A 26,009-nucleotide genomic window follows, 5' to 3' on the forward strand; every position below is an offset into this window, starting at 1 on the left:
TTGCCTTTGGTCAAAAACTAGCCAGCCTCTTGTGATATACTGGTCAGGTTTTGTACATAAGCGAGGACATCATGGATACTGAAATAACCCCAACACAGCTGGCAATTGAATATTTACGTCGTGATAAAAGCAACCTGTCTCCGGCGCAGTACCTGAAAAAGCTGAAACAGCTTGAACTGGAGTTCACAGATTTGCTGGCTCTCTCTTCAAATGAGCTTAAAGAAGAGATCTACTTTGCCTGGCGGTTGGGCGTTCACGTCCATTGATCGTGACAGTAAAAAAAAGGCCGCGTCAGCGGTCTTTTTTGTATCTGACATTCAGTACCGGGCAGGCAGTTTATTGATTTTAACGAGCCTGCCATCTTCTATCTCAATGAACCCGCCTGTTTTCAAATCCGCCAGAATACGCATCACCCCGCTGCGCGACAGCTGGGTTTTTTCGCGAATATACCGCTCTGCGGTGATGGCGTTGCGATAACTCTCATCTTCATCCATCAGCTTTATCAATTGCTGGCGAATCATCTCATAGGCCGTGGGCGCGCCCTGAGGCATCACATTATTGTATAGCCGGTTATAAACAAACATCAGGTGCTTAGACAACAACCCCCATAACCCATTCTCTTTGATAACGGCTTCTACCTGAGCGGTGGTAAGCATACCCGTCAGGCAGGGAGTCACGGTTTTAAGATAATCATTGAAGTAGATGTCTGTCAGATTGGCGAGGCCAAAAAGCGCCGGGCTACGTGCGGTGGTGAGCATCATGTTGTCGCTTCTGCGGTAGATAGCAACGGTGCCTTCGAGGATCAAATAGCACACGCTCTGGCCATTCACCTGGAGATCCAGCTGTTCGCCGGGAGCAACATTGCGCGTGGTACAGTAGGGTTGCAGGAATGAAATCAGTTCTCGCGCGTGAGGAGAACCACGATGCGTTTTTTCAGTAGAGGACATAACCTATAACCCGTAGCGATAACCCCCCTGATTATAGCGTTACTCCTTATCGTAAACACGAGGCCAATCAGTATTTACGTGGTAAATGACGGATTTCCAGCAGCACGCCACGCTCCATCGTGATGTACTTTCCGGTACGCAGTTCCGCGAGAATACGCATAATCCCACTGCGTGAAAGGTAGGTTCGACTCTTGATATACGCTGCCGCCGTGATGTTTTTCCGTACGGCTTCTGGCTCCTGCATCAGTTCGACCAGCTGAAACCGGATAATGTCATAGGCTGACATCTGCGATATTTGCGCGCAGTGCTCGTATACCCGGGAGGCGGTATAGATGAGTAGTTTTGAAAAGTGTTCCCATAAGTTTTTTTCCGCCACGATCTTATTAAAATTATCCAGAGAGACATGCGCTATTTCTGAGGTTTCAAGCGCTCTGACGTACAGATGTTCAGAGGAGAACTGGCTGCTGACACCCAGAATAAAAGGTGAGGATTCTGAGTTTAAAACAATACCATCGCCACGACGATGCAGCGCAACGCTGCCGTGTAACAGCAAAAAACAGAGGCGAACATCATTATTGTGATACTGAATAATTTCGCCTTTCGCGAGAATATGCCTTTCCGTAAAAGGCAGCACAGTACTGATTAACTTATCAATATGGGCATACGGCTTTAAATCCAGTACGGTAGATTTTACATCGGTGAGGACCGCTGTCATTCGCGTGTTCATAAGGTGCTCCACTGCTTTCATTGCGATCATGGGTGACCGGCGTAGAGAATTATCTTAAAAAACAGCGACTACGGGAATATGCAGCACAGGTCTAAAAGTAGACTTTCAATATTATCCTGACTAACATTTTGAATTTAATGATCTTAACACCCCGGTCTATTAATAGACTGCCTGTTATATGCATAAGGCATTCCTTATTTACAATGTTTTATTTTTGTTAATTACGGGTCTACGGAAAGACTCCGAAAATGATTGTCGACGTCAACGGAGTTGTATAAATTTTATTTCATCGACAGCAAGTCATATGCGTCTTCAGACGTTTAATGAAATAAAGTTATTTCATTTTTTTGCTGCTGTCTGTAAAAGACAAAACATTAAGCGGGTGAAAAAACCGACGCGTCTTTTTGTCTGAATGTTAATAATAAATAAAGTGATACAGGATATAGCATGATGAAAAAAACACTTCTTCTGGCAACGATCGCAGCAGGTTCCGTACTGACAATGGCCAATGCGTTTGCCGCTGCAGGTACCGTTAATTTTAACGGAAATATTCTGGATTCTGCCTGTGATGTTGATGTGGCATCGCAGAACCAGGTGGTTGTACTTGGGGATTATTATAAAACAGAGTTTACCGCGACGGGGGCGAGAACCGCGGCAACGAAATTCGATATTATTTTGAAAAACTGTCCGGTCTCGGTCACGAATGCCAAAGTGCGCTTTGACGGTACTCCGGATGCGTCTAATAGCAATCTTCTGGCAATTGACACCTCCGTGGCGGGTGCTGCAACGGGCGTGGCGATCAACCTGATGACCGCGGATAAAGCCGACCTGCCTCTGCATGGCAGCAATGGTTACACCTACATGCTCAGCAGCTCCGCAGACAATACGCTCAATTTCTATGCCCAGTATATTTCGACCACGGCCAGCGTCACGGCGGGCCCGGCGAATTCTGTCGCCAACTTCTCGGTGGTTTATAACTAGCTCTTTTGCCTGAACGTCGGGGCCGCCCCGGCCCCCAATTTGATGAGGAACAGAATGTATTTTTTCAGAACCCCTTTACTGGCAACAGCGTTGTTATCTCTGATGCTGTCAACGGCTCATGCCGGCGTCATTATTGGTGGTACGCGCATTATTTTTGATGGCGCTAAAAAGGAAACGTCACTCAGTGTGAATAACCCTGATGGTACGCCGTATTTAATTCAGTCATGGATCGACGCGCAGGAAGGGGCGTCAGGCAAGGTGCCTTTTATTATTACGCCGCCTTTGTATCGTCTGGATGGCGGGCAAAAAAACGTTGAGCGCATCGTGATGACGGGAGCACTGCCTCAGGATCGGGAAAGTTTATTTTGGCTGAATATTAAAGCGATTCCGTCTGCCTCAACGCAGATGAACGCATTACAAATTGCGGTTAAAACGCGTATCAAACTGATTTATCGGCCCGCTGAGCTGCACGCGTCCACGCCTGACGAACAGGCCAGTCAATTACGCTGGCGCAGAACCGGGAATGAACTTCAGGTTAATAACCCGACCGCGTATGTCATCAATTTTAATGAAATCACCCTTGGGGGTAAAAAAATCGATGACGTGTCGTATGTCTTACCCGGTGGCTCAGTCCGTTTCACGTTACCGCAGGGGGCCAGCGGCAGTGTACTGACGTTTAAAGTGATTAATGACTTCGGCAGCCCTGGGGGCGCGCATCAGGCAACCTTATAACCGGTGAAACGCGGGCATTGCCTGTCATAAATGAGTTAAAAGCGATGGCAATACACTATTTTCGGGCTCGACCTGCACCCCTGGCGACAGTGATCGGATTAATACTTGCAGGTTCATCGCAGGCGCTTTTTGCCGGTGAGACATTTAATGCCGAACTGGTTGAACTTGATAATCCAGGAAGAGGGAGAACGGATTTATCGGCATTTGAATCCGGATCGCAGGCACCCGGCACCTATCACGTCGATATTGTTCTTGATGACCAGCTAATGGCGACCCGCGATATCACCTTTACTGCAGTAAAAGACGAAAAGGGCAATGACGTCCTCCGACCGTGCCTGAGTCTTGACCAGTTAAAACAGTGGGGCGTAAGAACCACGCTTTTCCCGCAGCTGGCGGCGAACAACGGTGAATGCGCAAACCTTCAGGCGATCCCGCAGGCCAGTAGCGATTTTCAGTTTGGCGCACAGCGGCTGGTGATCAGCATTCCTCAGGCCGCCATCGACCTGCCAGCCAGGGACGCGGTTCCGCCAGAAATGTGGGATGAGGGGATTAATGCCGCCATGCTTAATTACAGTCTGAGCGGCGCAAACGCGTGGGCGAAGAACACTCGTGGCAGCCAGAATGATAGCCAGTACGCCAACCTGCGCCCCGGGGTCAATATCGGGCCGTGGCGCTTACGTAATTACACCACCTGGTCACGGGATTCCACCGGTGAGGATCGGTGGGACAACGTGTATACCTATGCGCAGCGCGCCGTTATTCCGCTGAAAGCACAGCTGATTATCGGGGACAGTACCGCACCGGCGGATGTTTTCGACAGTATGCCATTTCGCGGCGGTCAACTGGCCTCGGATGATGACATGCTGCCGGACTCTCTTAAAGGTTATGCGCCCGTGGTCCGCGGCATCGCGCGAACCAATGCGCAGGTGGTGGTCCGCCAGAATGGTTATCAAATTTATCAGAGCTACGTGGCGCCAGGCGCGTTTGAAATCTCGGACATGTATCCCACCGGCGGCGCAGGCGATCTGGATGTGACCATCAAAGAGGCTGACGGGAGTGAGCAGCATTTCACGCTGCCTTATGCCTCGCTGCCGGTCCTGCAGCGGGAAGGACGACTGAAGTATGCGGTGACGGCCGGGCAGTATCGCGCCTACAACAGCCGCGTGGAGAAAACGTCTTTTGGTCAAATCACCGGTATTTATGGGATTCAGCACGGCATCACCCTTTACGGTGGGATGCAGGGGGCTGATAAATACCGTTCAGTGGCGTTTGGCATCGGTAAAAACATGGGGGATATCGGCGCGATCTCTGCCGACGTGACCCAGGCCTGGTCAACGCCGAATAACACCGACAAAACATCCGGTCAGTCCTTGCGCGCGCGTTACAGCAAAAATATGGCGAAGACCGGGACAAACTTTTCAATTGCGGGATACCGATATTCAACCCGTGGCTATTACGGGATGCAGGACGTGCTGGATTCCTACGGCGACAGCAGCGCCCTGCAGGACCGGCGGCGTAACCGTGCTGAACTGACCATGAGCCAGACGCTGGGCGGCGCGCTGGGTTCACTGACGCTCAGCGCCGCACGCGAAGATTACTGGAATTCTGGTCAGGCGATGGCCTCCTGGAGCGTGGGCTATAACAATGACTGGAACAACGTCAGTTACGGTTTGACCTGGACCTACAGCAAGAATGGACGCGGGAGCGCACAAAACGCGGACCACGATCGGTTGCTGGCCTTTAACGTCAGCGTACCGTTGGACAAATTCTTGCCGCGTACCTGGGCTAACTATGGCATGAACGCCAGTAAGCACAACGGCACGACGCACGTGGTCGGGCTGAACGGCGTGTCTCTGGAAAACAGTGCCCTGAACTGGAACGTGCAGCAAGGTTATGGCACACAGGGCACGGGAAATACCGGCAACCTGAACGGCGACTATAAAGGCACCTATGGCGAAATTGTCGCGGGCTACAGCTACGACAAACACAGCGAGCGCCTGAATTACGGGTTGCAGGGGGGCGTCATTGCTCACCGTGACGGCATCACGCTTTCGCAGCCGCTCGGTGAAACCAATATCCTGGTGAAAGCGCCGGGTGCACACGGTGTCGATATTCGCAATCAACCCGGGGTTCGTACGGATTACCGCGGGTATACGGTGGTTAACAATCTGTCGGTATACCGAAAAAACGACATCACTCTTGAGCCGGAAACTATGCCGGATGACGTGGAGCTTGAGATTAATACGCGCACCGTAACACCGACCCGCGGGGCGATAGTGGAAGCCGATTATGTGTCTAAAATCGGGCGCCGGGTGTTAATGACCCTGTCCGACGGGCAGTATGCCGTTCCGTTTGGTGCGGTCGTCACGCTCAAAGGCGACAGCAACAGCAGCTTTATTGTGGGCGACCGTGGTCAGGTCTATTTAACGGGACTGCCCGGGCAGGGAGAAATCGTGGCAACCTGGGGAAATCAACCCGGTCAGCAGTGCCGCGCGCAGTTTAGCCTGCCTGCACAACCCACCTACGGCGGAATAACCGACGTTAACGCGCTTTGCCGCCAGGAAGGTTAAAAATGAAATTTGCTTTATCTCTGATCCTGCTCTGTTTACTGAGCGGGTGGAATAGCGCCCGTGCCGGCACCTGTACAACCATCACGCCGCAAATATCGACGATATCTGTGGGCACGATTAACGTGCAGCGTGATGCCCCCGTGGGCACCATTATTTTTTCTCGCGCCGCCTCATCAACGGGAACCTATTTAACGGGATGCTCTAACCCGCTGATGCTGGGATTCAGTATGCGATATAACAATGGGAACCTGAGCAGCTACGGTAACCATGTTTATGCCACCAATGTCAGCGGTATTGGTATTCGCTTTTCCTCGGGGAATTATTTCGAAAACCCGGTTTACACGTTTTCGTATAACGCGGTGACGTCGTATGTAGATTGGTTTGGTGGAAAAGTTGAGCTGGTGGTGACCGGCCCGGTAACGTCGGGCGCTTTAACGCCGGGCGTTATCGGAACCGTGGCGCTTCAGGGAAGTGACGGTGTTTATCGTGACGGTCTGACGGTCCAGTTAACTGACGGCACAATTAATGCGCTGGCATGCACGATAACGACGGCGCAGTTGACGTTCCCGATAGGCGATATTCCGGCCTCATCGTTTGGCTCCGTTATTGGAACCACGCCATCCGGCGCCCAAAATACGCAAAATCTGGGGTTAACCTGCAGTGCCGGCACCAATATCAGTGTGTCACTCAGCGGTATGCAAAATCCGGACAGCGCCAATACCAGCGTCATGGCATTAACCGGTCAGGGGAATGCCGGTACGGCAAAAGGGGTAGGGGTTCAGCTACTTTATAACGGTTCTCCTTTGGTAATGAACGGTCGCCTGTTATTAAAACAGTCTGCGGGAGGACAGGAGACGCTCCCGTTAACCGCGCGCTATTACCAGACGTTAACCACCGTGGAATCAGGCTCGGCAAATGCGTCAGCCACGCTCACGATAACCTATCAATAACCGGTGAGATGATGAAAATAATTCCCGCGGCGTTGCTTGTGTCGGGTTTACTGTGCGGCAAAGCGCTATATGCAGACAGCGTAAATATCGGGGTCTCCGGAAATATCGTGGCCTCACCCTGCCTGTTTAATAACGGCAATACGAATCTCGATATTAATCTGGGCAATATCCAGGCAAGTAATATGGTGACGCCAGGATCATCCTCAGACCCGGTTACGTTTGATCTGTTATTTACCCAATGTCCGGTGGGGACGCGTAGCGTCACCGCTACCTTTACGGGCACACCCGACCCTGTTGCCGGCGCCGACTATTACATTAATCGCGGTACGGCCACCCACGTGGCGATAGCAATGCGCGAGGCCGGAAGTGGCATACTGAAAGGGAACGGCTCCAGCATGACGGAATATGTCGCCTCAGACCGGACGGCGAAGATGGCCATGCAGGCTGCGGTTATATCCACCGGAGGCAGGGCGACGCCCGGCACCCTCAGCGCAGTGGTGGTCATTACGCTGCAATACAATTAAGTCGCGCGGGATTTCACGCGCATTTTTGCTTCCCGTCGGTGTGGTCTATGTTGAATATTTTAATTAGCGAGACGGATTCGTTATTTCAGTCTGGTCTGCAGTATTTTTTTATGGATTTCTTTTGGCGTAATTTTAATGACTGTATTCACTTTGATTATGAAATGACGCCGCATAACGTCAGCACGGCGGATATTATTGTCCTCTCTTTATGCCAGGGAGAAACCCTGACCTGTTTTCCGGAATTACAGTCACGGCAAAAAGGCATTGTGATCGGCTGGGTTGACGATGAGCAACGCTCTACGGCGTCGCAATCCTGTTATCAGGATATTATTTTCATCTCCCGCAGGGCCTCTCTTGACATGATTGGCGAGACGGTATGGTGCGCGTGGCGTAAAACGCAGTTGAAGGGGCATGTGCTGCAGAAAACGTCCTGTTTCGATTGCGAGCATAAAATATTATCACCGCAGCAAATACGCATCGTCATGAACCTGTATAAAGGCTTATCCGTTATGCAGACGGCAGACGCGTTACAGATCAGCTATAAGACCGTTTTTGCGCACAAGTACATGATCATGCAAAAATTTAACCTGCGAAGTGATTATGAGCTTATCGCGCTGCTCAACAGGATGGTGAAGAAAAACGGCACCCCCAATATTTTTCGTGATTCTGTGAGACAGGGTTTCCAGGACCGCCCTTGTTTTGAGGCGTTTATATAAAGAACAAAAAATCTATGACTACTGATATTTAGCGATGTTACATATGATTATAAGCAAACGTATAACGAGGCTCGCCGTGGCGAGCCTCTTTTTCCTCAGACGTTCACCGCCGTGATTAACCGCGTCTTCATGGTCTGATAAGACGACGCCGCAAAGTCTTCCGCCCAGCGTTGGTCTTCAATCGCCTCAAGCTTAACCGCACAATACTTGGTTTCTGGGGTTTTGGAGACCGGGTCAAGGTTATCCTGCGTCAGTTCGTTACAGGCGCCAATCCACCACTGGTAGGTCATATAAACCGCACCGGCGTTGATGCGCTCGCTGATGCTGGCACGGGTAATGACTTTGCCCCGACGGGAATGCACCCACACCAGCTGTCCGTCTTTAATGCCCAGGTTGTCCGCATCAAGGGGGTTCATTTGTACACGGCCTGGTTCGTCGGCAAGGCTTTGCAGCGCGGCGCAATTGCCGGTCATTGAACGGCAGGAGTAGTGGCCGACCTCACGCACGGTGCAGAGCACCAGCGGATACGTTTCGTCCGGGATCTCGGCTGGCGCGCGCCAGGCTGCCGCAAAAAGCTGGCCTTTGCCGCTCGGCGTATCGAACTGGTTATCTTTATAGAGATACGGCGTCCCCGGGTGATCGAGCGTTGGACACGGCCATTGCACATGGCCCATTTCACCCATTTTTTCGTATGTCACGCCATAGAATAGCGGACAGAGCTCGCGCATCTCGTCCCAGATCTGCTGGTTGGATGTGTAATGCATCGGATAGCCCATTTCGGTAGCAAGCAGGCTGATGATCTCCCAGTCCCGTTTCACGTTGCCGCTGGCCTCAATGGCTTTACCGAAACGCTGGAAACCGCGGTCGGCACAGGTAAAGACGCCCCCGTGTTCTCCCCACGATGTGGCAGGTAACAGAACATCCGCCACTTCCGCCGTTTTCGTCATAAAGATGTCCTGAACCACCACAAAATCGAGTGCTTCAAAACCGCGGCGCACCAGCCCCAGATCGGCTTCAGTCTGAAGCGGATCCTCGCCCATGATGTAATAGGCTTTTACCTTGCCTTCCAGCGCAAGGTGAGGGACTTCGGTGATACGCGTTCCAACCTCTTTGTCCATAATCCCGACATCGATTCCCCAGGCAGTGGCGAATTTCTGCCGGACAGCCGGGTCCGTAACGTCCTGATACCCCGGGAACATATTGGGCAGAACGCCCATATCACACGCGCCCTGAACGTTGTTTTGACCACGTACTGGCCCAACGCCGACAGCAGGTCGACCAAGATTTCCGGTCAGCAGCGCCAGGCTGGAGAGACCTTTGACCACGTCTACAGCCTGACCAAACTGCGTTACGCCCATGCCCCACATGACGGTGGCGGAAGGCGCAGCCGCGAACGTCCGCATCGCCTGACGCACATCCCGGGCTGGAATGCCGGTGAGATGTTCGACGTTTTCGGGCGCGTAGTCTTTGACCGTTTCCCGATAAGCGTCAAGCCCTTCGGTAAAGCGCGCGACGTAGTTTTTGTCGTACAGCTCCTCTTCCAGAAGGACATAGCCAAACGCATTGACCAGCGCCATGTTGCTGCCGTTTTTCAGCTGCAGGTGCTGGTCGGCAATGCGTGCGGTTTCAATGCGACGGGGATCGCAGACGATGATTTTCGCGCCATTTTCGCGCGCTTTTAAGACCCGACGGGCGACGATGGGGTGCGAATCGGCGCAGTTATAGCCAAACACCAGCAGACATTTTGAGTTTTCAATATCGTTAATGGAATTGCTCATTGCACCGTTGCCGAGGGTTTCCTGTAACCCGGCAACAGAAGGGCCGTGACAGACGCGCGCGCAGCAGTCCACGTTGTTGGTATTCAGTACCGCACGGGCAAATTTTTGCATCACATAGTTCGTTTCATTCCCTGTTCCCCGGGAGGAACCGGTGGTCATGATGGACCGCGGGCCATACTGCTCTTTTATGCTCCTGAGTTTATGGGCGGTATAGCGGATCGCCTCTTCCCAGGTGACGGGGGTAAAAGCCTCTCCCTTGTGGTAGCGGATCATGGGCTGAGTCAGACGGGGGGTAAGCAGACGCGTATCGTTCAGGAAGTCCCAGCCATAAAAACCTTTCAGGCACAGGGTGCCCTGGTTTGTTACGCCTTCGGCCGCTTCGGCACGGAGGATACGGTTATTTTCGACGACAAGGTTTAATTTGCAGCCTGCACCACAGTAGGGGCAGACGCTGGCGATTTTTTTCATCAATAACAGACCTGTTAAGAAATGAAGCAAAGTTGACTGGGTAGCCCAGTCCCGTAAACGGGAGTAAGCAGGAACCATGCCACATTTACTTTGTAGGTTTTACAGGGTGTTATACGAGGAGGGAACGTGTCATCGTCAGCCTGATCGTCAGTTTTGACGATGACACGTTAGTATTCACAGAGGGGAGGGTTTTTAGAGATCGTCCATGGTGTGACCCACAACGATTTCCAGGGTCTTACGAATGACATCTGCCTGCACAACGTCGTTTGTGGATTCCAGCGTCTGGATCAGCCACAAAATGATCGCTTTGTTGGACAGGTGTCCTTCAGAAGCCAGAACACAGCGTACTGCAGTAGAAAAAACAGCGGACTCTTCAGCAAAACGATCGCCTGCGTGACGGAAATATTCCGACAGCGCGCTTTCTAAAAAAGCGGAATGGTATTCGGGTTGAAGCTGAATATTTTGTCTCATTTGTTCTCACCGTAGCTGTAAAATTGCAGTCAATGTATTTTCCTGGGATCGGACGGTTTTCCATTTCCAAATAACGGCACTACATTGTCTCTTTTAACGTTGAGAGATCCCTCTCTATCCGTTCGTCCTTGCGCGGTTCTGCGACGTTTCAGGGCGATGTTGTTTGAACCGATATCGGCAATCACCATCGCAAGTGTCTCCCGCCGCTGGGGATCCTTTTCATGCGCTTTCATATCCCGCAGACGCTGAACCAGAGCTTCGGTTGTGACGGGGCCTCGCTCTTTCAAAAGAGAAAGAACGGCTTCACCGATAAGCTGGTCAATCAGTCGGTCTGCATCACTGCTGTTCATAACATTACCGTTCGAAAAGCAGACCAAGCAGCATGTGGTAATGCTGTTCCTCTTCAGGCCCATCGGCCTTTTCGAGGCGGCTTAAGAGTTTGGTACAGAGCGATTTGCGATTCAGATTTCGCCCGTCGCTAAGAATCTCAACCACGACCTGACCGAGCGTCTCCTGTTGGGTAGGAAGCGCGGCCTTCTCGAAGTAGTGCGCGATCGCTGCTGCTGAATCTGCGACATAATCCTTCTGCTGCATGTTTCGCTCCTGTAAAAAAATGTAATCACTAACGTTACATTTAAGGTATACACAATTTCCAAATCTGTACATAGAAAATGTACAATTTTTTAAAATAATTGTGATATATTTTATAAATTCTATGTTTATCAGGTGGTTGGGTCATGAGAATGAAGCATTTTCGTTACAGAATATATTGTACAATACGCACGGTGATGGATAAGTTGTACAACGCAGGAAACGGATGCGTTAGGTGCCGTAAATGGTTGAGATGTAAATTATTTGTCACGTAATTAATATGCTATAACAGATGTTTACCGACGTGTTTTTGTGGCCAACCCCTAACCCCCTTCAGGATAAGCATGCTTACAACCATCATATACCGCAGTCATATCTGCGAGGACGTTCCAGTGAAAGCGCTGGAAAACATGGTAGCTGCTGCAAATAGTAAAAACCGGCAATCCAATGTCACGGGGATCTTGCTGTTTAACGGCACGCATTTTTTTCAGTTGCTCGAAGGCCCAGCGGAAAACGTTTCATCCATTTACGAGCAGATTTGCCAGGACACGCGCCACCATAACGTGGTGGAGCTGATGCGCGATCACGGCCCCTCCCGACGCTTCGGCAAGGTTGGCATGGAGCTTTTTGACTTGCGTCAGTTCGACAGGGAAGAGGTGCTTCAGCAGGTTCTCGACAAAGGCACCAGCAGGTATCAGCTAACATATAGCGATCGCGCCCTGCAGTTTTTCCGCACTTTCGTGGAGGCCACGGAGAAAGCCAACTACTTTGAACTGCCCCCTGCAGATACCTGGGATTTTATCCCGGAAGAGACGCCTTTATCGGCGCAACCGGAGGTGGTGGCTAAAGGTGCGGATTGCAGCTTTGCGTTCCAGCCTATCGTGGATCCGTTTATGCAGCAGGTCGTCTCCTGGGAGGCCTTGATCCGCACGCCCACCGGTGAATCCCCCGGAACCTATTTTGCCCAAATTCCTCGTGAAGAGGTGTACGCCTCTGATTTGAAAAGCAAGCAGGTTGCGCTCTCCATGGCGAGCGCTCTGGGATTACAGGATCAGACATTATCCATTAACCTGCTGCCCATGACGCTGGTCAACGTGCCTGGCGCCGTGGATTTCCTGCTGACGGCCATTGACGCGAATGGCTTTGTGCCGGAGCAGATTGTGGTGGAATTCACCGAGAGCGAAGCGATTTCCCGTTTTGAAGAGTTTACCCATTCGGTCAGGCAGCTAAAAAGTGCCGGTATCAGCGTAACCATCGATCACTTTGGTGCCGGTTTTGCCGGTCTGCAGTTACTGGCGCAATTCCAGCCTGACAGAATTAAGATTAACCGCGATCTGGTCGCGAATGTGCACAAAAGCGGCCCGCGGCAGGCCATCATTCAGGCGATTATCACCTGCTGTTCCTCGCTGGAGATCCAGTTCTGTGCCGTCGGCGTTGAGAAGCCTGAAGAGTGGATGTGGCTGGAGTCTGCAGGCATTTCCCAGTTCCAGGGGCACCTGTTTGCCAGCCCGCGTCACGGGGGAATTCCGGCGATCGCGTGGCCAGAGAAGAAGTTTGAATTTTGAGAAAGCTGTACATAAACCTGCAAGCTTGACTGTACGCGCGGCAAAATTTGTACAACAATACATTAACGGGTGAAGGAACTTGTATATCCTTCACCCGCTCAAAAAGAGGCCTTAGTTATACAAATGGTTTGTACAATCTGATAAGGTTGGTCTGGTTGGGTATGGAAGTTCTAAGCGTGAGGGAGTTAATGGCCTATTACAGTATCGGCGAAGTGGCCGAACGATGCGGTATCAACCCCGTTACGCTGCGTGCCTGGCAGCGCCGTTATGGATTGTTGAAGCCGCAGCGAAGCGAAGGGGGCCATCGTCAGTTTGACGATGAAGATATCCTGCGTATTGAAGAGATCAAACGCCTGATGAAAAGCGGCGTTTCGGTCGGCAAAGTCAAAGGCTTGCTGGAAAACAAAGAAGTGATGACTCAGGGTAACTGGGCATCAATCCAGGAAGAGATGATGACGGTTTTGCGTTATGCCAGCCCGGCAAAGCTGCGCGCCAAAATAGGCGAGTTCCGCCGCGATCACGCGATGGATGCGCTTATCGATAATATTATTTCTCCCGTTCGTCAGCGAATGAATCAGGATCAAAATACGGTGCGTCATATGGCGAGCCTGCTTGACGGTGTGCTGATAGAGTTTGCTGTCGCAAGCCTGGCGGAGTCACGTAAGAAAGCCGGTAAAGATGCTCTGCTTATTGGCTGGGAGTGCGATGACCGGACACACCTGTGGCTTGAGGCTGCGCGTCTGGCACAGAAGGGATGGCATATTGACGTGCTGGCCGACCCGATTGATTCCCCTCGTCCGGAGCTTTTTCCTGGGCAAAGAATTTTCGTCTGGACCGGTAAAGCGCCGACGCCGCGTCAGCAGGAACTGCTTGACCACTGGCGTGAACAGGGTTTTGTTGTCTCCTTTCATCATTAATTTCCGGAGGCCTTGAAGGCCTTTTTTTTTTGCCCGTCGTTTCTCTGGATAAAATCTATCTTAAAAATAGGCATTTCCGATGCATATTTTACTTTTCCCCTTTACTCCGCTTTTCTGATTCGATAACCCATTATTTTTCAAAGTATTGAACAATTAAATCCATCCCGCCCGCATCCGCTGACAGGGTCTATGCTTAATAAAAGTATGCAAAAAGGGCGATTTAGCCCAATGCCCCTGCTGACAGAGGGTTGAAGTGATAATCGTTATCACTAACATGGTGTTATGCCCTGGGGCTTATTAGATGAGGTGGACCTATGGAACTGCATTCAGAAACCTTCAATCCTGCCGACTTTGCCTGGCGTGGCTTAACGCTCACGCCAGCGGCGGCGGCACATATTCACGAACTGGTGGCGAAAAAGCCAGAGATCCTCGGCGTGCGCCTGGGGGTGAAACAGACCGGCTGCGCAGGATTCGGTTACGTGCTCGATACCGTCACAGAACCCGAGAAGGATGATCTGGTATTCGAAACTGACGGCGCAAAATTGTATGTCGCCCTGCAGGCCATGCCGTTTATTGACGGCACGGAAGTGGACTACGTACGTGAAGGTTTAAACCAGTTATTCAAATTTCATAACCCGAAAGCCCAGAACGAATGTGGGTGCGGCGAAAGCTTTGGGGTATAGGCGGTACTATGTCTCGTAATACTGAAGCAACGAGTGATGTTAACACCTGGAGTGGCGGCCACCTCAATTATAAAGAGGGGTTCTTTACCCAGCTGCAGACCGATGAACTGGCGAAAGGCATCAATGAAGATGTCGTCCGGGCGATCTCGGCCAAACGTAATGAACCTGAATGGATGCTGGAGTTTCGTCTGAGCGCCTTCCGGGCCTGGCTGGAAATGGAAGAACCTCACTGGCTGAAAGCGCATTATGACAAGCTGAACTATCAGGATTACAGCTACTACTCTGCGCCATCCTGCGGGAGTTGCGACGACACCTGCGCCTCACAGCCTGGCGCTGTGCAGCAAACCGGTGCGGACAACAGCTTCCTGAGCAAAGAAGTGGAAGAGGCGTTTAACCAGCTGGGTGTGCCCGTTCGCGAAGGGAAAGAGGTGGCGGTGGACGCCATTTTTGACTCCGTCTCAGTGGCGACAACCTACCGTGAAAAACTGGCAGAGCAGGGGATTATTTTCTGCTCCTTCGGCGAAGCGATTCACGAGCACCCTGAGCTGGTGAAAAAGTACATCGGCACCGTGGTGCCAAGTAACGATAACTTTTTTGCCGCGCTTAATGCGGCGGTAGCGTCTGATGGCACCTTTATCTACGTGCCAAAAGGCGTTCGCTGCCCGATGGAGTTGTCGACCTATTTCCGCATCAACGCGGAAAAAACCGGTCAGTTCGAACGCACCATTTTGGTGGCCGATGAAGGCAGCTACGTCAGTTACATTGAAGGGTGCTCCGCACCGGTCCGTGACAGCTACCAGCTTCACGCCGCGGTGGTTGAAGTCATCATTCATAAAGATGCCGAGGTGAAATACTCCACGGTGCAGAACTGGTTCCCGGGCGATGGCAACACCGGCGGTATTCTGAACTTCGTGACCAAGCGTGCGCTGTGCGAAGGCGAAAACAGCAAAATGTCCTGGACCCAGTCGGAAACCGGCTCTGCGATCACCTGGAAATACCCGAGCTGTATTCTGCGTGGGGATAACTCGATCGGTGAGTTCTACTCCGTGGCCCTGACCAGCGGCCATCAGCAGGCAGATACGGGTACCAAGATGATCCACATCGGTAAAAACACCCGATCGACCATTATTTCCAAAGGCATCTCCGCCGGGCACAGTCAGAACAGCTATCGTGGGCTGGTCAAAATCATGCCGACGGCCACCAATGCCCGAAACTTTACCCAGTGTGACTCGATGTTAATAGGCGCAGACTGCGGGGCACACACCTTCCCGTACGTTGAGTGCCGTAACAATACCGCCCAGCTTGAGCACGAGGCGACGACGTCACGTATTGGGGAAGATCAGCTCTTCTACTGCCTGCAGCGCGGGATCAGTGAGGAAGATGCCATCTCAATGATTGTGAACGGCTTCTGTAAGGATGTGTTCTCTGAACTGCCGCTGGAATTTGCCGTTGAAGCCCAGAAACTCCTCGCCATTAGTCTTGAACACAGCGTCGGTTAAGGAAAGCACATGTTAAGTATTAAAGATTTACAGGTTAGCGTGGAAGACAAAGAGATCCTGCGTGGTCTCAATTTTGACGTCAAACCGGGTGAAGTCCACGCCATTATGGGGCCCAATGGCTCCGGGAAAAGTACGCTCTCCGCGACGCTGGCAGGACGTGAAGATTACGAAGTGACCCACGGGTCGGTCGAGTTTAACGGCAAAGATTTGCTGGAGATGTCGGTGGAAGAGCGGGCCGGTGAAGGTATCTTTATGGCCTTCCAGTATCCGGTGGAGATCCCGGGGGTGAGTAACCAGTTCTTTCTACAAACGGCGCTGAACGCGGTACGTAAATATCGCGGACTGGAGGCGCTGGACCGCTTTGATTTCCAGGACCTGATGGAAGAGAAGATTAAGTTGCTGAAAATGCCGGAAGACCTGCTGACCCGCTCGGTCAACGTCGGTTTTTCAGGCGGTGAGAAAAAGCGTAACGACATTCTGCAGATGGCGGTCCTTGAGCCTGAACTGTGTATTCTGGATGAGACCGACTCCGGTCTGGATATTGATGCCCTGAAGATTGTCGCCGACGGGGTGAACTCCCTGCGCGACGGCAAACGCGCGTTCATCATCGTCACTCACTACCAGCGTATTCTGGATTACATCAAGCCGGATTACGTCCATGTGCTTTACCAGGGGCGTATTGTGAAATCCGGTGATTTCACGCTGGTTAAACAACTGGAGGAGCAGGGTTATGGCTGGCTTACCGAACAGCAGTAATGCGCTCCAGCAGTGGCACCGTCTGTTTGAAGCGCAGGGCAATACGCGCTCGGAACAGGCGCAACAGCACCTGCAGCAGATGCTGCGTCTCGGTTTGCCGTCACGCAAGCAGGAGAACTGGAAATACACGCCGCTTGATGGCCTGCTGAACGGGGAGTTTGTCACCCGCCTGGCAGACATCAGCCCGGCGCAGCGCGATGCCCTGGCATTGACCGTGGATGCCGTGCGTCTGGTCTTCGTCGATGGTCAGTTCCGCCCTGAGCTGAGTGACAGCACCCAGGACAGCGGGTTTGAGATTGCCATTAACGATGACCGTCAGAGCCTGAGCACCCCGGTACAGCCCGAGGTCTTCCTGCATCTCACCGAGAGCCTGGCGCGGAGCGTGACGCATATTCGCGTTAAGCGTAACCAGCGTCCGGTAAAACCGCTGCTGCTGATGCACATCACTCAGGGAGCAGACGGCGACGAGATCAACACTGCTCACTATCGCCACCACCTTGAGCTGGCGGAAGGGGCGGAGGCCACGGTGATTGAGCATTACGTCAGCCTCAACAAGGCCCGGCACTTTACCGGTGCGCGTTTGACAATGCATGTTGCCGCCAATGCCCAACTTCACCATATCAAACTGGCGTTTGAAAACCCGCAGAGCCACCACTTTGCGCATAACGACATGCTGCTTGGACAAGATGCCGCGGCATACAGCCACAGTTTTTTGCTGGGCGGCGCAGTACTGCGCCACAACACCAGCACGCAGCTTAACGGCGAGAATACAACGCTTCGCATCAACAGCCTGGCGATGCCGGTTAAAACGCAAGTGTGCGATACACGCACCTGGCTTGAGCACAATAAAGGCTACTGTAACAGTCGCCAACTGCACAAAACCATTGTCAGCGACAAAGGGCGGGCGGTGTTTAACGGCCTGATTAACGTGGCGCAGCACGCGATTAAAACCGACGGGCAGATGACCAACAACAACCTGCTGTTGGGACGCCTGGCGGAAGTGGACACCAAACCACAGCTTGAAATCTATGCTGATGACGTGAAGTGCAGCCATGGTGCGACGGTCGGGCGAATTGATGACGAACAGATGTTTTATCTACGCTCCCGCGGTATCGACCAGCAGGCGGCGCAGCAAATGATTATCTATGCGTTTGCCGCTGAACTGACGGAAGCGCTGCACGATGGCCTGTTAAAACAGCAGGTGCTGACCCGTATCGGGCAGCGTCTGCCTGGAGGCGAAGCATGAGTTTTCCCGTAGAGAAAGTACGGGCAGATTTTCCGGTTCTGACCCGTGAAGTGAACGGTCTGCCCCTGGCGTATCTGGACAGTGCGGCCAGCGCGCAGAAACCGAATCAGGTGATCGAAGCGGAAGCGGAATTCTACCGCCACGGTTATGCTGCCGTGCACCGGGGGATCCACACCCTGAGTGCGGAGGCGACCCAGCGTATGGAAAATGTGCGTACCCAAATCGCCGCTTTCCTCAATGCACGCTCGCCAGAGGAACTGGTGTTTGTGCGCGGTACCACCGAGGGGATCAACCTTGTTGCAAACAGCTGGGGCAACGCGCAGGTCCACGCGGGGGATAACATCATCATCACCCAGATGGAGCACCATGCCAATATCGTGCCGTGGCAGATGCTCTGTGAGCGTGTCGGTGCGCAACTGAGGGTGATCCCATTGAACGTTGATGGCACCCTGCAGCTTGAGCAACTTGACGCGTTGCTGGATGCGCGTACGCGGCTGGTGGCCGTGACCCAGGTTTCTAACGTGCTGGGAACCGAGAACCCGGTGGCAGCGATTATTGAGAAAGCCCACCAGGCTGGCGCGAAGGTGCTGATTGATGGTGCGCAGGCGGTCATGCACCACGCGGTCGACGTCCAGGCGCTGGACTGCGATTTCTACGTCTTCTCCGGACACAAGCTCTATGGGCCGACCGGGATTGGCGTGCTGTACGTGAAAGAAGATATTCTGCAGGCGATGCCACCGTGGGAAGGGGGCGGCTCGATGATCGCGACCGTCAGTCTCTCGAAAGGGACCACCTATGCACGCGCGCCGTGGCGCTTTGAAGCTGGCACGCCGAATACCGGAGGGATTATCGGGCTGGGGGCGGCCATCGCCTATGTCACGTCTGTTGGCCTTGACGCGATTCAGGAGTACGAACACCTGCTGATGCACTACGCGCTGCAGGAGCTTGCCAGCGTACCGGCGCTGACCCTGTATGGCCCGGCGGACCGCCAGGGGGTGATTGCGTTCAATCTGGGTAAACACCATGCATACGATGTGGGCAGTTTCCTCGATAATTACGGCGTGGCCGTTCGCACCGGACACCACTGTGCTATGCCGTTGATGGCGTTTTACCAGGTGCCGGCGATGTGCCGCGCATCGCTGGTGATGTACAACACAACGGAAGAGGTCGACAGACTGGTGGCGGGGCTTAAACGCATTCACCAGTTGCTGGGCTAACGGAGAGGCGAAAGATGGCAGATTTGCCGGATAAAGAAAAATTACTGCGTAACTTCGGGCGTTGCGCAAACTGGGAAGAGAAGTACCTCTATATCATTGAACTGGGCCAGCGTTTACCACCGCTCAGCGAAGAGGCACACAACCCGGAAAATATTATTCAGGGCTGTCAGAGCCAGGTCTGGATTGTGATGGAGCAGACGCGCGACGGCGTGATCGAATTACAGGGCGACAGCGATGCCGCTATTGTGAAAGGGCTTATTGCGGTGGTATTTATTCTCTATCACCAGATGTCAGCGCAGGATATTGTCGCTTTTGATGTCCGCCCGTGGTTTGAAAAAATGGCCCTGACCCAACACCTCACCCCGTCCCGTTCCCAGGGGCTGGAAGCGATGATTCGCGCCATCCGCGCCAAAGCTGCAATCCTTAGCTAGACTTACAGAACAGCATTCATTCTGTTTCGCGAGGTGGTTCCCGCCTCGCTGGTTTTTCAGCTTTCTGGCATCCGGCCAGTGAATAAGGAATCTCAGCATGAAGCGCGCGTCTCTAATAACTCTATTACTCCTGGGTTCGCTCGGTGCTCTTAATTCGGCCCGCGCGATGGATTACCCGTTGCCGCCCGCAGGCAGCCGTCTGATTGGGCAAAATCAAACCTACACGATACAGGAAGGGGATAATAAACTTCAGACCATCGCTCGCCGGTTTAATACTGCCGCACAGCTTATCCTTGAAGCCAATAATACTATTGCGCCGGTAAACCCTGCGCCGGGGACAGTGATCACGATCCCTTCGCAGATGCTGTTGCCCGACACGCCCCGTGAGGGGATTGTCGTGAACCTGGCGGAGCTGCGGCTTTACTACTTCCCGCCGGGCGAAAACATTGTTCAGGTTTTCCCGCTCGGCATTGGGCAACTGGGGCTGGAAACGCCGGTCACCACCACCCGGGTCAGCCAGAAGATCCCTAATCCTACCTGGACCCCAACACCGGGCATCAGAGCGCGCTCTCTGGAGCAGGGCATTAAATTGCCGCCCGTGGTCCCGGCCGGGCCAAATAACCCGCTAGGACGCTTTGCATTGCGTTTAGGCGTGGGTCACGGGGAATACCTGATCCACGGCACCAGTGCGCCGGACAGCGTCGGCCTGCGGGTCAGCTCTGGCTGTATGCGCATGAACGCGCCGGATATCAAAGCGCTGTTTGAGCAGGTGCGGGTCGGCACGCGGGTGCAAATCATTAATGAGCCGGTGAAGTTCTCCGTTGAGCCTGACGGTAAACGCTATATTGAAGTGCATCGTCCGCTGGCGCAGGTTGAGGGTGAAAACCCCCAGATGACACCCATTTCGCATTCCGCAGACTTTGCGACGTTTGTCTCGCAGTCAGGAAGTGATAAAGCGCTTATCGATAAAGCCTTGTCACGCCGCGCGGGGATCCCGGTAGCCGTGTCGGCCGATAACGGCGCGTCAGCGCGTCAGAACGTATTGTCAGTACAAAACAGTCGGACATCCGCTGCGGTCGCGGAAGATGACGGTGAGAAGGTGACGCAGTAGGGGTTTGACGAAGACAAAAAAAATGGCGCACAATGTGCGCCATTTTATTAACAGGTACTATTACTTACGGTATTTAGTAGCCTGGTTGTCCAGACGCTGGTTAGCGCGAGCTGCGTCGTCTTTAGCAGCCTGAACGTCGGAACGCATTGCGTTCACGTCGTTGCTCAGCTGGTCAACTTTAGCGTTCAGAGTCTGAACGTCAGAAGACAGCTGATCGATTTTAGCGTTGCTGGAGCAACCAGCCAGCAGAGTAGAACCCAGGATTACCGCGCCCAGTACCAGTTTAGTACGATTCATTATTAATACCCTCTAGATTGAGTTAATCTCCATGTAGCGTTACAAGTATTACACAAAGTTTTTTAGGTTGAGAATATTTTTTTGATGGGAATACGCCTATTTTTGATCGTTCGCTCAAAGAAGCATCGAATCGGCCCTTTTTTGGCAAAAAGCTCTGTAAAAAAAGGCATTTTTCATCGGATTCATCTTAGATAATTCGCAATTAAATAGAGAAACCCGATTTGCTTTTTGAATGACTTTGGCTAATGCATGAAATAAAAAAAGCGTCCCGGAGGACGCTTTTTATGAAAATTAATTCGTTCGGGAATTATTACAGCACGTGAACAGATGCTGTGTTGGTGGTTCCGCTTGGTACCAGCGCACCAGAAACCATGACCACAACGTCGCCTTTCTGTGCCAGGCCGCTTTCCAGCGCCAGCGCTTTACCCTGAATGTAGAAATCGTCGGTAGACGCGATTTCTTTCACCAGATGCGCAACCACGCCTTTGCTCAGCACCAACTGACGGGCAGTGGTTTCGTTGGTGGTCAGCGCCAGGATCGTCGCGTCCGGGAAGTATTTACGGACTGCGCGAGCAGATTTACCGCCCTGGGTGGCAACCACAATCAGAGGCGCTTCCAGTTTCTCAGCGGTTTCTACCGCACCGCGGCAGACTGCTTCGGTAATACGCAGTTTGCGGCTGTCGTTGTTGAAGTCCAGACGGCTGGTCATCACGCGGTCAGTACGTTCGCAAATGGTCGCCATGATGCCAACGGCTTCCAGCGGGTATTTACCTTTCGCGGATTCGCCGGACAGCATGACTGCATCGGTACCGTCGAGGATGGCGTTCGCCACGTCGCCAGCTTCTGCGCGGGTTGGGCGTGGGTTTTTGATCATGGAGTCCAGCATCTGCGTTGCGGTGATAACCACTTTACGCGCGCGAACACACTTCTCGATCATCATCTTCTGCGCGAAGATAACTTCTTCAACCGGGATTTCAACACCCAGGTCACCACGTGCAACCATGATGCCGTCTGACGCTTCGAGGATTTCGTCGAAGTTGTTCAGGCCTTCCTGGTTTTCGATTTTGGAGATGATCTGGATCTTCTCGCCACCGTGCGCTTTCAGGTGCTCACGGATTTCAACCACGTCGGAACGTTTACGGATGAAGGATGCCGCAACGAAGTCGACGCCTTGCTCGCAACCGAAGATCAGGTCTTGTTTGTCTTTTTCAGCCAGGGCTGGCAGCGCGATGGAAACGCCTGGCAGGTTAACGCCTTTGTTTTCACCCAGGTCGCCGTTGTTCAGCACTTTACAGATAACCTTGTTACCTTCGATGGCGGTCACTTCCATGCCGATCAGACCATCGTCTACCAGCACGGTGTTGCCAACGGACAGGTCGCTGGTGAAACCTTCATAGGTGACCGCAACGATTTCGTTGTTACCGACAACAGTCTTGTCAGTGGTGAAGGTGAAGGTCTGGCCGGCTTTCAGAGAGACGTCGTTACCGCCTTCCAGTTTGATGGTGCGGATTTCTGGACCTTTGGTATCCAGCAGGATGGCTGCTTTTTTACCGGTCTTGCTCATCACGTTGCGCAAGTTCTGAATACGCTGACCGTGTTCAGCATAGTCACCGTGGGAGAAGTTCAGACGCATAACGTTCATGCCGGCGTCCAGCATTTTGCTCAGCATCTCTTCAGATTCGGTTTTCGGGCCGATAGTACAAACAATTTTCGTCTTTTTCATGACAGTCTTAGTCTTTAAGTTGGGAAGGATATGGAAATCTCGCTCCGGGGGCGCACCGCCGCGGAGTCAAACCTGTGTTGCAAAAGAGTATATGACACGCACTAAGGATAGGAGACATCAAATGAGCGTGCAGAAGAAAGTGTGCCTGAGTGACAGCCCAACGAAGGAGAGGAGTAGTTGTACGTTGTTTTTTGTATTCCAAGCGCTGAAACCATTCACCAGGGATTAGGCGCGCATTATACGCTGATTTTAAGATAAAAGGAAAATGAAAACAGCGTTTCAAAAATAATCTGTGCAGATCCACATGAGATTGTTATCAAGGCGTTAAGGTTAGATGACATCTTATCGCGGCAGGTGCGTGACCTGCCGCATTTTGCTTAGTTTTTCAGCGCCTGGCTGAGGTCGGCAATCAGGTCTTTGGCATCTTCAATGCCCACGGACAGGCGAATCAGCTGCGGTACGATGCCGTTGGCCAGCCGCTGCTCAAGCGGAATCGAAGCGTGAGTCATGCTGTAAGGCTGGCTGACCAGACTTTCCACGCCACCCAGGCTTTCGGCGAGGGTGAATAATTTCAGTGTGCGGATCACCTCTGTGGCCCGTTGCGCATCGCCTTTCACCACCAGAGAAATCATGCCGCCCGGCAGCGCCATCTGCGTGCGGGCAAGCGAATATTGCGGGTGTGATTCCAGCCCCGGATAAAATACCTTTTCGACCTGCGGCTGTTGCTCCAGCCATTGCGCAATGGCCAGCGCGTTGGTGCTGTGTTTTTCTACCCGCAGCGACAGCGTACGAATACCGCGCAGCGTCAGGAAGCTGCTAAACGGATCCAGTACACCGCCGACCGCGTTCTGCAGGTAGGCAAGCTTGTCCGCCAGCGCGGCGTTATCCCCCACAACCGCCAGTCCGGCGACCACGTCCGAGTGACCATTCAGGTATTTGGTGGCAGAGTGCACGACGATGTCGAACCCCGTTTCCAGCGGACGATGGATGACGGGCGACGCGAAGGTATTATCGGCCACGCTGATGACGTGATGACGACGGGCGATGTCGGCGATAGCCGCCAGATCCGCCAGTTTAAGCAACGGATTGGTTGGCGTTTCAACCCATACCATTCGCGTATCCGGCCGGATGGCGGCTTCAAGACCGGCCAAATCGTCCGGTTTGACCCAGCTCACCTGCAGGCCGGTGCTACGTTTGCGCACGTTTTCAATCAGGCGCCAGGTCCCGCCGTAGACATCGTCAATGGCGACGATATGGCTGTCTTTATCCAGCAGTTCAAGCACGGTAGAGATGGCGGCGAGGCCGGAAGCGAAGGCATAGCCGCGGGTCCCGCCTTCCAGTTCGGCGATGGCGGTTTCCAGCGCATGGCGGGTCGGGTTGCCGCTGCGCGAATATTCATAGCCGGTGTGCTCGCCGGGTGACGGTTGCGCAAACGTGGAGGTGGCGTAAATCGGGGGCATGACCGCGCCATGCCGATCGTTAAACTCACCGCTGTGTACGCTCAGGGTTGCCAGATTTTTCATCATGTATTCCTTTATTGCTGAAGACGGTTGCGCCAGGCGGTAAGAACATCGCTGCGCGTAATCAGGCCCAGGAAGCGGTCATTGTCATTAATGACCGCCACCAGACCGCGATCGAAAATGGTGTTCAGGGCGCTTTCCGGGGCATTTTTATCGAGGAACTCCACCTGACGGGTCATTGCCGCGGTCACGGGAAGCGAGAAGCGGTCGCCATCGCCACCGATATGGCGCAGAAGATCCCACTCGTCGATGATGCCCACGACCTGACCGTTCTCCAGGACCGGCAGCTGGGAGATATCATACAAACGCATCCGCGCCAGTACGGTGGAGAGGGTGTCATTTGGCGCGGCGGTGACGGTTGCGCCTTCATCGTGGCGCAGGGCAATGTAGTCGGAGAGATCGCCAGCCTGCGGCCGGGAGATCAAACCCTGCTGGCGCATCCAGTCATCGTTGAACATCTTTGAGAGATATTTGTTGCCACTGTCGCAGGCGAAGGTCACAACCCGTTTCGGGGTGGTCTGTGCCTGGCAATATTTCAGCGCAGCCGCCAGCAGGGTGCCGCTGGAGGAGCCTGCCAGGATACCTTCCGTTTTCAGCAGCTCGCGGGCGGTGGTGAAAGCCTCGCGATCGGTGATGCGCCAGGCACGATTCACCCCTTCGATGTGTGCCAGCGGAGGAATAAAGTCTTCACCAATCCCCTCAACCAGCCACGAGCCCGCATCCTGATAGCATCCCGTTTCTACCTGATCGGCCAGGACCGAACCGGCCGGGTCGGCCAGCACAAATTCAGTCTGCGGTGAGTGCTCAGCGAACCACGCCTGTAGCCCACCCAGCGTCCCGCCAGACCCCACGCCGACGACGATGGCGTCAATCTTACCGTCAAGCTGTTCATACAGTTCAGGCGCGGTGGTAGTGCGGTGCGCCAGCGGGTTGGCTTCGTTATTAAACTGATCGATGTAATACGCCCCCGGCAGTTCATTCGCCAGACGTTGCGCGTAATCCTGATAGTAGGCAGGGTGGCCCTTATTGACATCGGAGCGGGTCAGTACCACCTGAGCCCCCAGTGCCCGCAGGTGGAAAATCTTCTCGCGGCTCATTTTGTCTGGCACCACCAGGATCAGTGAATAGCCTTTCTGCGCGGCGATCAAGGCCAGGCCAAGACCGGTATTTCCCGCCGTCGCCTCAATGATGGTACCGCCTGGCTGCAGCTGACCGTTGCGCTCCGCTTCGTTAATCATCGACAGTGCAACGCGGTCTTTAATCGAACCGCCCGGGTTCTGGTTTTCCAGCTTCAGAAACAACGAGCACAGACCGGTATCAAGCTTATGCAGCTGGATAAGCGGGGTGTGGCCAATCAGTTCGGTGACGGAGTGGTAAATCGTCATGGTGTTTTCCTTTCAGGAGGTCATGACAGGATGATAGGGCGGGGAAATTAACCCCTTAAAGAATCCTTCACTCCGTTTTAGAACAGAAAAGAATATAAATGCCGTTTTTGGATGGAGGGATAGCAAGACGTAAAGTGCTCTGGATGTGAGGATGTCTATATCAGTCAAAAATGCTGCAAAATTAACCGTTTTCATCAGGTGATG

General features: G+C 53.1%; 27 protein-coding genes. 16 read left to right on the forward strand and 11 right to left on the reverse strand.

The genetic code is table 11. From position 1 onward, the window contains the following. Positions 1-71: 71 nt before the first annotated feature. Positions 72-266, forward strand: a complete 195-nt coding sequence (locus tag AM379_RS17610; RefSeq protein WP_003857766.1) for a YdiH family protein — start codon at positions 72-74, stop codon at positions 264-266. 51 nt (positions 267-317) lie between these two features. Here AM379_RS17610 and AM379_RS17615 read toward each other — a convergent pair whose 3' ends face one another. Then, positions 318-947 (reverse strand): winged helix-turn-helix transcriptional regulator, encoded by a 630-nt coding sequence (locus AM379_RS17615; protein WP_032677992.1) that lies wholly within the window; start codon positions 945-947, stop codon positions 318-320. A 67-nt stretch (positions 948-1,014) separates the two neighbouring features. Then, positions 1,015-1,674 carry a winged helix-turn-helix transcriptional regulator gene (locus AM379_RS17620; protein ID WP_020884379.1) on the reverse strand — a complete coding sequence of 220 codons (660 nt, stop codon included), beginning with the start codon at positions 1,672-1,674 and terminating at the stop codon, positions 1,015-1,017. A 450-nt stretch (positions 1,675-2,124) separates the two neighbouring features. Here AM379_RS17620 and AM379_RS17625 point away from each other — a divergent pair, with 450 nt between their 5' ends. The 6 genes from AM379_RS17625 to AM379_RS17650 are packed head-to-tail and all read left to right on the forward strand — an operon-like array spanning position 2,125 to position 8,147. Further along, a complete protein-coding gene (locus AM379_RS17625) occupies positions 2,125-2,655 on the forward strand; it encodes a fimbrial protein (RefSeq protein ID WP_020884377.1) in 531 nt (176 codons plus the stop codon). A gap of 54 nt (positions 2,656-2,709) precedes the next feature. Then, on the forward strand, positions 2,710-3,387 hold the full coding sequence (locus AM379_RS17630; protein ID WP_032677993.1) for a fimbrial biogenesis chaperone: 678 nt from the start codon (positions 2,710-2,712) through the stop codon (positions 3,385-3,387). 44 nt (positions 3,388-3,431) lie between these two features. After that, positions 3,432-5,957, forward strand: coding sequence for a fimbria/pilus outer membrane usher protein (locus tag AM379_RS17635; protein WP_106503970.1), 2,526 nt, complete (start codon positions 3,432-3,434; stop codon positions 5,955-5,957). 2 nt (positions 5,958-5,959) lie between these two features. Next, the gene (locus AM379_RS17640) at positions 5,960-6,907 is read left to right on the forward strand and encodes a fimbrial protein (protein WP_106503971.1); all 948 of its coding nucleotides are present in this window, start codon (positions 5,960-5,962) and stop codon (positions 6,905-6,907) included. A gap of 8 nt (positions 6,908-6,915) precedes the next feature. Continuing rightward, positions 6,916-7,431 carry a fimbrial protein gene (locus AM379_RS17645; protein WP_106503972.1) on the forward strand — a complete coding sequence of 172 codons (516 nt, stop codon included), beginning with the start codon at positions 6,916-6,918 and terminating at the stop codon, positions 7,429-7,431. Between the two features lie 47 nt (positions 7,432-7,478). After that, positions 7,479-8,147, forward strand: a complete 669-nt coding sequence (locus AM379_RS17650) for a helix-turn-helix transcriptional regulator (protein WP_106503973.1) — start codon at positions 7,479-7,481, stop codon at positions 8,145-8,147. Positions 8,148-8,242: 95 nt separating this feature from the next. Here the strand turns inward: AM379_RS17650 and fdhF are convergent, their stop codons facing one another. From fdhF to ycgZ, 4 genes are all read right to left on the reverse strand, one after another. Beyond that, complete coding sequence (gene fdhF / locus AM379_RS17655) at positions 8,243-10,393, reverse strand: formate dehydrogenase subunit alpha (protein ID WP_041162557.1); 2,151 nt, start codon at positions 10,391-10,393, stop codon at positions 8,243-8,245. Between the two features lie 192 nt (positions 10,394-10,585). After that, a complete protein-coding gene (locus AM379_RS17660) occupies positions 10,586-10,864 on the reverse strand; it encodes a biofilm development regulator YmgB/AriR family protein (protein WP_014169732.1) in 279 nt (92 codons plus the stop codon). 29 nt (positions 10,865-10,893) lie between these two features. After that, positions 10,894-11,214, reverse strand: coding sequence for a hypothetical protein (locus AM379_RS17665; RefSeq protein WP_020884369.1), 321 nt, complete (start codon positions 11,212-11,214; stop codon positions 10,894-10,896). Positions 11,215-11,218: 4 nt separating this feature from the next. After that, on the reverse strand, positions 11,219-11,458 hold the full coding sequence (gene ycgZ, locus AM379_RS17670) for a regulatory protein YcgZ (protein ID WP_020884368.1): 240 nt from the start codon (positions 11,456-11,458) through the stop codon (positions 11,219-11,221). Between the two features lie 341 nt (positions 11,459-11,799). On the opposite strand from ycgZ, the gene AM379_RS17675 reads away from it, so the two are divergent. The 9 genes from AM379_RS17675 (at position 11,800) to ldtE (ending at position 20,880) form a co-directional block, all read left to right on the forward strand. Beyond that, positions 11,800-13,020 carry a diguanylate phosphodiesterase gene (locus tag AM379_RS17675; RefSeq protein WP_106503974.1) on the forward strand — a complete coding sequence of 407 codons (1,221 nt, stop codon included), beginning with the start codon at positions 11,800-11,802 and terminating at the stop codon, positions 13,018-13,020. Between the two features lie 188 nt (positions 13,021-13,208). Beyond that, entirely contained in the window at positions 13,209-13,937 is a 729-nt protein-coding gene (locus AM379_RS17680; protein ID WP_020884367.1) for a MerR family transcriptional regulator, read from the forward strand. Positions 13,938-14,251: 314 nt separating this feature from the next. Continuing rightward, positions 14,252-14,620 carry a Fe-S cluster assembly scaffold SufA gene (sufA, locus tag AM379_RS17685; protein ID WP_008500631.1) on the forward strand — a complete coding sequence of 123 codons (369 nt, stop codon included), beginning with the start codon at positions 14,252-14,254 and terminating at the stop codon, positions 14,618-14,620. Positions 14,621-14,628: 8 nt separating this feature from the next. Continuing rightward, entirely contained in the window at positions 14,629-16,119 is a 1,491-nt protein-coding gene (sufB, locus tag AM379_RS17690; RefSeq protein WP_020884366.1) for a Fe-S cluster assembly protein SufB, read from the forward strand. 9 nt (positions 16,120-16,128) lie between these two features. Continuing rightward, positions 16,129-16,875: a Fe-S cluster assembly ATPase SufC gene (gene sufC, locus AM379_RS17695; protein WP_020884365.1), complete on the forward strand. Its 747-nt coding sequence runs from the start codon at positions 16,129-16,131 to the stop codon at positions 16,873-16,875. Next, complete coding sequence (gene sufD, locus AM379_RS17700) at positions 16,850-18,121, forward strand: Fe-S cluster assembly protein SufD (RefSeq protein ID WP_106503975.1); 1,272 nt, start codon at positions 16,850-16,852, stop codon at positions 18,119-18,121. Before sufC ends, sufD begins: the two co-directional genes overlap by 26 nt. Continuing rightward, entirely contained in the window at positions 18,118-19,338 is a 1,221-nt protein-coding gene (sufS, locus tag AM379_RS17705; protein WP_106503976.1) for a cysteine desulfurase SufS, read from the forward strand. Before sufD ends, sufS begins: the two co-directional genes overlap by 4 nt. A 14-nt stretch (positions 19,339-19,352) precedes the next feature. Then, positions 19,353-19,769: a cysteine desulfuration protein SufE gene (gene sufE / locus AM379_RS17710; protein WP_025204370.1), complete on the forward strand. Its 417-nt coding sequence runs from the start codon at positions 19,353-19,355 to the stop codon at positions 19,767-19,769. Positions 19,770-19,866: 97 nt separating this feature from the next. Further along, a complete protein-coding gene (ldtE, locus tag AM379_RS17715; RefSeq protein ID WP_020884361.1) occupies positions 19,867-20,880 on the forward strand; it encodes a L,D-transpeptidase LdtE in 1,014 nt (337 codons plus the stop codon). Between the two features lie 60 nt (positions 20,881-20,940). Here ldtE and lpp read toward each other — a convergent pair whose 3' ends face one another. The 5 genes from lpp to AM379_RS17740 all read right to left on the reverse strand — a co-directional run bounded on the left by lpp (position 20,941) and on the right by AM379_RS17740 (position 25,805). Next, complete coding sequence (gene lpp, locus AM379_RS17720) at positions 20,941-21,177, reverse strand: murein lipoprotein Lpp (protein WP_001082307.1); 237 nt, start codon at positions 21,175-21,177, stop codon at positions 20,941-20,943. Positions 21,178-21,487: 310 nt separating this feature from the next. After that, positions 21,488-22,900 (reverse strand): pyruvate kinase PykF, encoded by a 1,413-nt coding sequence (gene pykF / locus AM379_RS17725; protein ID WP_014169744.1) that lies wholly within the window; start codon positions 22,898-22,900, stop codon positions 21,488-21,490. Between the two features lie 7 nt (positions 22,901-22,907). After that, positions 22,908-23,204, reverse strand: a complete 297-nt coding sequence (gene ynhH / locus AM379_RS24645) for a protein YnhH (protein ID WP_419145756.1) — start codon at positions 23,202-23,204, stop codon at positions 22,908-22,910. A gap of 73 nt (positions 23,205-23,277) precedes the next feature. Continuing rightward, a complete protein-coding gene (locus AM379_RS17735) occupies positions 23,278-24,423 on the reverse strand; it encodes a trans-sulfuration enzyme family protein (RefSeq protein ID WP_032678003.1) in 1,146 nt (381 codons plus the stop codon). Between the two features lie 11 nt (positions 24,424-24,434). Next, positions 24,435-25,805 carry a pyridoxal-phosphate dependent enzyme gene (locus AM379_RS17740; protein ID WP_106503977.1) on the reverse strand — a complete coding sequence of 457 codons (1,371 nt, stop codon included), beginning with the start codon at positions 25,803-25,805 and terminating at the stop codon, positions 24,435-24,437. Between the last annotated feature and the right edge of the window lie 204 nt (positions 25,806-26,009).

This window comes from Enterobacter cloacae complex sp. FDA-CDC-AR_0132 (assembly GCF_003010695.1).
Lineage (GTDB): Bacteria > Pseudomonadota > Gammaproteobacteria > Enterobacterales > Enterobacteriaceae > Enterobacter > Enterobacter ludwigii.

Excerpts from the sequence above, each read along its gene's own strand:
- sufB (WP_020884366.1), top strand. The coding sequence starts at position 14,629 with ATGTCTCGTAATACTGAAGCAACGAGTGATGTTAACACCTGGAGTGGC.
- AM379_RS17620 (WP_020884379.1), bottom strand. The coding sequence starts at position 1,674 with ATGAACACGCGAATGACAGCGGTCCTCACCGATGTAAAATCTACCGTA.
- ycgZ (WP_020884368.1), bottom strand. The coding sequence starts at position 11,458 with ATGCAGCAGAAGGATTATGTCGCAGATTCAGCAGCAGCGATCGCGCAC.
- AM379_RS17635 (WP_106503970.1), top strand. The coding sequence starts at position 3,432 with ATGGCAATACACTATTTTCGGGCTCGACCTGCACCCCTGGCGACAGTG.
- AM379_RS17610 (WP_003857766.1), top strand. The coding sequence starts at position 72 with ATGGATACTGAAATAACCCCAACACAGCTGGCAATTGAATATTTACGT.
- sufD (WP_106503975.1), top strand. The coding sequence starts at position 16,850 with ATGGCTGGCTTACCGAACAGCAGTAATGCGCTCCAGCAGTGGCACCGT.
- AM379_RS17640 (WP_106503971.1), top strand. The coding sequence starts at position 5,960 with ATGAAATTTGCTTTATCTCTGATCCTGCTCTGTTTACTGAGCGGGTGG.
- AM379_RS17645 (WP_106503972.1), top strand. The coding sequence starts at position 6,916 with ATGATGAAAATAATTCCCGCGGCGTTGCTTGTGTCGGGTTTACTGTGC.
- AM379_RS17625 (WP_020884377.1), top strand. The coding sequence starts at position 2,125 with ATGAAAAAAACACTTCTTCTGGCAACGATCGCAGCAGGTTCCGTACTG.
- sufC (WP_020884365.1), top strand. The coding sequence starts at position 16,129 with ATGTTAAGTATTAAAGATTTACAGGTTAGCGTGGAAGACAAAGAGATC.
- fdhF (WP_041162557.1), bottom strand. The coding sequence starts at position 10,393 with ATGAAAAAAATCGCCAGCGTCTGCCCCTACTGTGGTGCAGGCTGCAAA.
- AM379_RS17630 (WP_032677993.1), top strand. The coding sequence starts at position 2,710 with ATGTATTTTTTCAGAACCCCTTTACTGGCAACAGCGTTGTTATCTCTG.
- sufS (WP_106503976.1), top strand. The coding sequence starts at position 18,118 with ATGAGTTTTCCCGTAGAGAAAGTACGGGCAGATTTTCCGGTTCTGACC.
- pykF (WP_014169744.1), bottom strand. The coding sequence starts at position 22,900 with ATGAAAAAGACGAAAATTGTTTGTACTATCGGCCCGAAAACCGAATCT.
- AM379_RS17680 (WP_020884367.1), top strand. The coding sequence starts at position 13,209 with ATGGCCTATTACAGTATCGGCGAAGTGGCCGAACGATGCGGTATCAAC.
- AM379_RS17660 (WP_014169732.1), bottom strand. The coding sequence starts at position 10,864 with ATGAGACAAAATATTCAGCTTCAACCCGAATACCATTCCGCTTTTTTA.
- AM379_RS17615 (WP_032677992.1), bottom strand. The coding sequence starts at position 947 with ATGTCCTCTACTGAAAAAACGCATCGTGGTTCTCCTCACGCGCGAGAA.
- sufE (WP_025204370.1), top strand. The coding sequence starts at position 19,353 with ATGGCAGATTTGCCGGATAAAGAAAAATTACTGCGTAACTTCGGGCGT.
- lpp (WP_001082307.1), bottom strand. The coding sequence starts at position 21,177 with ATGAATCGTACTAAACTGGTACTGGGCGCGGTAATCCTGGGTTCTACT.
- AM379_RS17740 (WP_106503977.1), bottom strand. The coding sequence starts at position 25,805 with ATGACGATTTACCACTCCGTCACCGAACTGATTGGCCACACCCCGCTT.
- AM379_RS17735 (WP_032678003.1), bottom strand. The coding sequence starts at position 24,423 with ATGAAAAATCTGGCAACCCTGAGCGTACACAGCGGTGAGTTTAACGAT.
- sufA (WP_008500631.1), top strand. The coding sequence starts at position 14,252 with ATGGAACTGCATTCAGAAACCTTCAATCCTGCCGACTTTGCCTGGCGT.
- AM379_RS17675 (WP_106503974.1), top strand. The coding sequence starts at position 11,800 with ATGCTTACAACCATCATATACCGCAGTCATATCTGCGAGGACGTTCCA.
- AM379_RS17665 (WP_020884369.1), bottom strand. The coding sequence starts at position 11,214 with ATGAACAGCAGTGATGCAGACCGACTGATTGACCAGCTTATCGGTGAA.
- AM379_RS17650 (WP_106503973.1), top strand. The coding sequence starts at position 7,479 with ATGTTGAATATTTTAATTAGCGAGACGGATTCGTTATTTCAGTCTGGT.
- ldtE (WP_020884361.1), top strand. The coding sequence starts at position 19,867 with ATGAAGCGCGCGTCTCTAATAACTCTATTACTCCTGGGTTCGCTCGGT.